The sequence below is a fragment of the Hoeflea sp. BAL378 genome (genome assembly GCF_000759435.1).
Taxonomy (GTDB): Bacteria; Pseudomonadota; Alphaproteobacteria; order Rhizobiales; family Rhizobiaceae; genus Hoeflea.
On the sequence record NZ_JRJG01000205.1, the window covers coordinates 1 to 5,586 of the forward strand.

At 65.7% G+C, this 5,586-nt stretch carries 7 protein-coding genes and 1 pseudogene; 4 read left to right on the top strand and 4 right to left on the bottom strand.

The window, feature by feature from the left end; genetic code table 11:
• The 4 genes and pseudogenes from LL06_RS25045 to LL06_RS25060 form a co-directional block, all read left to right on the top strand.
• A pseudogene (locus LL06_RS25045) lies at positions 1-347 on the top strand (pyridoxal kinase); the annotation flags it as partial.
• Positions 344-1,093, top strand: coding sequence for a DUF429 domain-containing protein (locus LL06_RS25050; RefSeq protein ID WP_035533511.1), 750 nt, complete (start codon positions 344-346; stop codon positions 1,091-1,093). The pseudogene LL06_RS25045 and the gene LL06_RS25050, both read left to right, overlap by 4 nt.
• Before the next feature lie 138 nt (positions 1,094-1,231).
• Complete coding sequence (locus LL06_RS25055) at positions 1,232-1,882, top strand: carbonic anhydrase (RefSeq protein WP_035533521.1); 651 nt, start codon at positions 1,232-1,234, stop codon at positions 1,880-1,882.
• Positions 1,883-1,956: 74 nt separating this feature from the next.
• Complete coding sequence (locus tag LL06_RS25060; protein ID WP_152599775.1) at positions 1,957-2,382, top strand: nuclear transport factor 2 family protein; 426 nt, start codon at positions 1,957-1,959, stop codon at positions 2,380-2,382.
• 22 nt (positions 2,383-2,404) lie between these two features.
• On the opposite strand, the gene LL06_RS25065 is transcribed toward LL06_RS25060, so the two are convergent.
• From LL06_RS25065 to LL06_RS25080, 4 genes are all read right to left on the bottom strand, one after another.
• Positions 2,405-3,223 (bottom strand): lytic murein transglycosylase, encoded by an 819-nt coding sequence (locus LL06_RS25065; protein WP_035533513.1) that lies wholly within the window; start codon positions 3,221-3,223, stop codon positions 2,405-2,407.
• Positions 3,224-3,368: 145 nt separating this feature from the next.
• Positions 3,369-4,400: an aspartate-semialdehyde dehydrogenase gene (locus tag LL06_RS25070; RefSeq protein ID WP_035533515.1), complete on the bottom strand. Its 1,032-nt coding sequence runs from the start codon at positions 4,398-4,400 to the stop codon at positions 3,369-3,371.
• A 204-nt stretch (positions 4,401-4,604) separates the two neighbouring features.
• Positions 4,605-5,102 carry a ClbS/DfsB family four-helix bundle protein gene (locus tag LL06_RS25075; RefSeq protein WP_035533517.1) on the bottom strand — a complete coding sequence of 166 codons (498 nt, stop codon included), beginning with the start codon at positions 5,100-5,102 and terminating at the stop codon, positions 4,605-4,607.
• A gap of 91 nt (positions 5,103-5,193) precedes the next feature.
• Positions 5,194-5,586, bottom strand: a 393-nt coding sequence (locus LL06_RS25080) for a PhzF family phenazine biosynthesis protein (RefSeq protein WP_035533519.1), incomplete at its 5' end; no start/stop codon positions are given.

Consider the following 5,586-nt stretch of genomic DNA (forward strand, 5'->3'; position numbering starts at 1 on the left):
CCCGGGTGCTGGTCACCTCGGCGCCGGCGATGATGGCCGGAAGCACCGGCAACCTGCTGGTCAGCGGCCGCCAGGCGCTGATGGCCGAGCACCGGCTCATCCCCAAGGCCCCCAACGGGCTCGGCGATCTGATGTCGGCGACGTTTCTCGCCCGGCTGCTGGAGGGCCTGGCCGAGGAAAAGGCGCTGCAGATGGCCACCGGCACGGTGTTCGAGATCCTCGCCCGCACGGCGCGGCGCGGCGCAGACGAGCTGACGCTCGAAACCGACGCGCAAAGCCTGCGCACGCCGATGGCCATGGTCAACATGCGCGCCATCCGCTCGATGGCGGACCGCACGAAATCGTGAGTTCCGCGCTCCAGACGCCCGATGGGACGCTTGCCGGCGTGGACGGGTGCCGGGCAGGATGGATCGCGCTGGTGCGGGCCCCGGGGGACACGCGTCCGCGGCTGATGGTTCGGGCGCGGTTCGCCGATCTGGTGGATGAACTCGGTCCCGGCGCGATCCTGGCGGTGGACATGCCGATGGGGCTGCCCGCGCGGATCAGCGGTCCCGGCCGGGGGCCGGAACAGGCGATCCGGCGCTATCTCGGCGCGCGGCAGTCGAGCGTGTTCTGCATCCCGGCGCGCGCGGCGGTTGAGGCCCCAACCTATCTGGAAGCCTGCGCCCTGGCGCTTGAGACCTCCGGTCCTCCGCGGAAGGTCTCCAAGCAGGCGTTCTTCCTGTTCGGCAAGATCCTCGAGATCGACCGGATGCTGCGGGCGGATCCGGGCCTGCGCGACCGCATCTTCGAATGCCATCCGGAATTCGCCTTCTGCCGGCTCAATTCCATGGCGGCGATGGCGACGCCCAAGAAGATCCGCGGCGCGGTCAATCCGGCCGGCATTGCCGAACGCATCGCGGTGCTCGTGCGCCACGGCATCGAGCCCGGCATTTTCGCCGACGGCCCGCCGCGCGGCGCGGCGATGGACGACCTGGTCGACGCCGCGGTCAATCTGGTGATGGCCGGGCGCCATGCCGCCGGTCTGACGACGCCGTTTCCCGCCGATCCGGCCCGCGACGCGCACGGAATCCTGATCGCCATCCATGGCTGACGCCTTCCCTGTCCCGCCGTCGCCTTTGGCGCCGCGCGGCCGCGGAGGCCGCATCCGCCGGAAATTTGGGGCAGCGGCGGCGGCGCAGATGAAAAAGCCCGATTGATCTTGGCGGCGCGTGCCGCTATGTGCGAAGGCATGTCGACTTTTCCGAACCGCCTTCTTGAAGGCTACCAGACCTTCATGAGCGGCCGCTACACGGCCGAGCGCCAGCGTTACCGCGATCTCGCCGAAAGCGGCCAGGAGCCGCACACGCTGGTGATCGCCTGCTGCGATTCCCGCGCCGCACCCGAGACCATCTTCGATTGCGGCCCGGGCGAATTGTTCGTGGTGCGCAATGTCGCCAACCTGGTTCCGCCCTATGCGCCCGACAGCAATTATCACGCCACGTCGGCGGCGCTGGAATTCGCCGTGCAGTCGCTGAAGATCCGGCAGATCGTGGTGATGGGCCATGGCCGCTGCGGCGGCATCAAGGCCGCGCTCGATCCCAATGCCGCGCCGCTGTCACCGGGCGATTTCATCGGCCAGTGGATGGGCCTGCTCAAGCCCGCGGCCCAGCAGATCCAGGACAGCCAGTTGATGACCGGCGGCGAACGCCAGGTGGCGCTGGAGCGGATCTCGATCCGCAATTCGCTCGCCAATCTCCGGACATTTCCCTGCATCAAGATCCTCGAGGATCGCGGCACGATGGCGCTGCACGGCGCCTGGTTCGACATCTCGACCGGCGAATTGTGGGTCATGGACCCCAAAACAGGCGATTTTTTCCGGCCCGAACCCGGGCTTGCTTGACAGCACGCCGGCCTCTCCGCTTCCATGGGTGCATCAGCGCCTGCGTCTGATCGAGACGCACCCTTGGGGAGCCCATGATGAATGCAATCCGGTCTTCTGTGTCGGCGCTGGCTGTGGTGCTGGCGCTGTTCGGGTCCAGCGCGGCGGCGCAGAGTTCGCTGCTCGACCGCTGGTACACGGCGATGTTCGACGTCAATCGCGTGGCGATCGCCGAGCTCCTGGCCGATGACGCGACCATCAGGCTCGAAGATCTGGGCGTGACCCAGAGCAAGGCCGAATTCCTCGAGGCGCTCGAAGAGTGGGAGGACATCGTCAAGACGGCGAATTTCGCCTGGCAGCTCGAAGAGGGCGCCGCCGTCGATGAGGCCACCGCGACCGCGCTGGTCTGCTACCAGTTTCCGGACAAGGAACTGATGATCCGCGAGATCTTTGCGTTTCGCGACGGCAAGATCATCTCCACCGCCCAGTCCACCGCGGCCGATAGCTGCGACGACTTCTGACCCCCGCCCGGATGGCGGACAATCAGCCGTCGATCTGGGCGCCGATCACGGCGATGGCCTTCTGATAGACGCCGGCGGCGTTCCAGCCCTGGATCGCGCCGAAATTGGCCTGGCCCGGCTGATAGCCGCCGCCGCGGCTCCAGCCATGCCCGCGCAGGAAGTTCGCGGTCGAGGCCAGGGCGTCGGCGGCGGAGCCGAGATTGACGCTGCCATTGCGGTCGCCATCGGCGCCGAAACGGGCGACATTGGCGGGCAGGAACTGGGTCTGGCCGATTTCGCCATGGGCCGCGCCCTTGAAGTCCGGGCTCAGCCAGCCTTTCTGGATCAGTTGCAGCAGGGCGTAGAGCTGCTCGGTGAAATAGTCCGACCGCCGGCAGTCATAGGCAAGCGTGGCCACCGCCGAGACGGTGTGCTGGTTTCCGGTGAATGATCCGAAGCCCGACTCCATGCCCCAGATCGCGATCAGCGGGCCGGCCGGCACGCCGTATTTGCTTTCGATGGCGGCAAACAGCCCGGCATTCTGTTGCTTGAGCCGCTTGCCCTTGGACACGATTGAGGCGGCGCCGCGCTTCTGCATGAACTGCTCGAATGAAAGCTTGAAGCTCTTCTGGTTGCGGTCGAGCGAAATGGTCTTGGTGGCGTAGCGGGCATTCTTGAAGGCGCTGTCGAGCGTCCGCTGCGAGATCCCCGCCCGTGAGGCTTCCTGCTTGAACTGCTCCACCCAGGCCGGGAAGCCGCTGGAAGTGTTGCCGCATTGCGCGGCCCGGGCCGTCGCGCCGGTTCCGGTGGCCAGGAGCGCCGCGATCCCCAATGCTGCCAGTCGTCGACTATTGCCATTCATGCCTTTGAGCCCTTTGTCATGTAAAACCGGTTGAATCGGGACATTGCCAGCGATTCGGTCAAATGTCACGGTCCCGTGCGACAGCAAAAGCCCCGCCATCCGGATGTAATGGCGGGGCTTTTGCTTCAATTCGGATGTCCGCCGGTCAGGCCGCGGCGCGCGGCGTGATCAGCCGGCGGTTGAGCAGCAGTTCGGCGATCTGGATGGCGTTGAGCGCCGCGCCCTTGCGCAGATTGTCCGAGACGATCCACATGTTGAGCCCGTTCTCGACCGTGGCGTCCTCGCGGATGCGGGAAATGAAGGTCGCGTCCTCGCCGGCGCATTCATAGGGCGTGATGTAGCCGCCGTCCTCGTGCTTGTCGATCACCTGACAGCCCGGCGCGTCGCGCAGGATGTCGCGGGCTTCGTCGGCGCTGATCTCGTTCTCGAACTCGATGTTGACCGATTCGGAATGGCCGATGAACACCGGCACGCGCACGGCGGTGCAGGTGACGCGGATCTTCGGATCGAGCATCTTCTTGGTCTCGGCCAGCACCTTCCATTCCTCCTTGGTGTAGCCGTCCTCCATGAAGCTGTCGATGTGGGGGATGACGTTGAAGGCGATGCGCTTGGTGAACTTCTTGTTCGAGATCGGGTCGGCGACGAACACCGCCCGGGTCTGGTTGAACAGCTCGTCCATGCCGTCCTTGCCGGCGCCCGAGACCGACTGGTAGGTCGAGACCACCAGGCGCTTGATCTTGGCGTGGTCATGCAGCGGCTTCAGCGCCACCACCAATTGCGCCGTCGAGCAGTTCGGGTTGGCGATGATGTTGCGGCGGGTGTAGAGCGAAATCGCGTCGGGATTGACCTCCGGCACGATCAGCGGCACGTCGGCGTCGTAGCGCCAGGCCGAGGAATTGTCGATGACGATGCAGCCCTGTGCTGCGATCTTGGGCGACCACTTCGTGCTCACCGCGCCGCCGGCCGACATCAGGCAGATGTCGGTGTCGGAAAAATCATAGGTTTCGAGATTCTTGACCTTGAGCGTCTTGTCGCCGAAGGAGACTTCGGTGCCGACGGAACGGCTTGAGGCCAGCGCCACGACTTCGCTGACCGGGAAGGCGCGTTCTGAAAGGATGTTGAGCATTTCGCGGCCGACATTGCCCGTCGCCCCGGCGATTGCGATTTTGAAACCCATGGTTCCCGTGCTCCTCTCTCCCCTTGTTAGCGGTCAAGCGCCACTCTTCCCGCCCCGGGGAGAGTGGGGGGCGGAACGGGTCAGATCGTGGTTTTGGTCTTGATCGTGGTGCGCATGGTGGCGGTGTTTTGCTGCAAGAGCGGTGAAATGTCAATCGGCCGGCAAGCGGGGCCGCGAGCGCGGGTCATGATAGCGTCGAGCCGATCATGACCGCCGGGATTTGAGGATCTGCCTTATGTATTTCGACGCCGAGCGGTAATGGCTGGGTCCGTTGGCTTCGGCCCAGCGTCCGGTCGTCCAGTCATTGCGGGCGCCCTGCATCGGTCCGCCGTAGAGCGCGCCGTCGTCGTGACCGGCGATGAACCCGAGCAGGTGCGCGTGAGCCTCCGTCAGCAGGCTCCTGGCTTCGGTCCAGCTCAGGCGGGACTGGGCCTCGCGCAGCCTCGCATTGTAGGCCTTGAGGTCATTCCATTTGTAGCCCGGGGCCGGGAACGCGACGTCCTTGCCGGCAAGGCCGTCGGCATGCCAGCCGAGAAACAGGTCGATCCAGTGGGCGCGATGGCCGACGACGTCCTTGATCGAGGTGTTATCCTCATCCTTCACCATGGCCTCGGCCTCGGACAGAGGCGCGATCAGCGCATCGAGCCTCGCATATTCCTCTAGCGTTGCCGCGAGAAGCTCGTCTTTGGACCGTGCCGGCATGAATCATACTCCTGAACGGAGCATGGCTGGCGCAGGGCGCTTCGGCCTTGATTAGGATCAACAAAAGTCGCTGCGGCCGCGGAACGGCGGGTCAATCGATCCTGCGGGTGGCGCCGGAGATTCGGATCGAGCCGCCCTTTTCGTCGGTGAACTCGGCCTCGATCAGCGATCTCGCCCCCATGTCCTCGCCCTGGACGATGCGGATGCGGTTGCCATGCGGCCATCCGAGATCGCGCAGATAGCCGGCAAAGGCGGCCGCGGCCGCTCCGGTCGCGGGATCCTCGAGCACGCCGCCCGAGGCGAAGGCGTTGCGGACCTCGAATTGGCGGTCGCTTTTGACATGCACCAGCATGATGGTCACCAGGCCGTGCTCGCGCATCAGCGTCCGGCCGGCGTCCAGATCATAGGCCATGGCGGCGAGATCGTCGCGATGCTTGAGCGCGAGCACCAGGTGGTCGGCGCCGGCGTGGATCTCCGCCGGCGG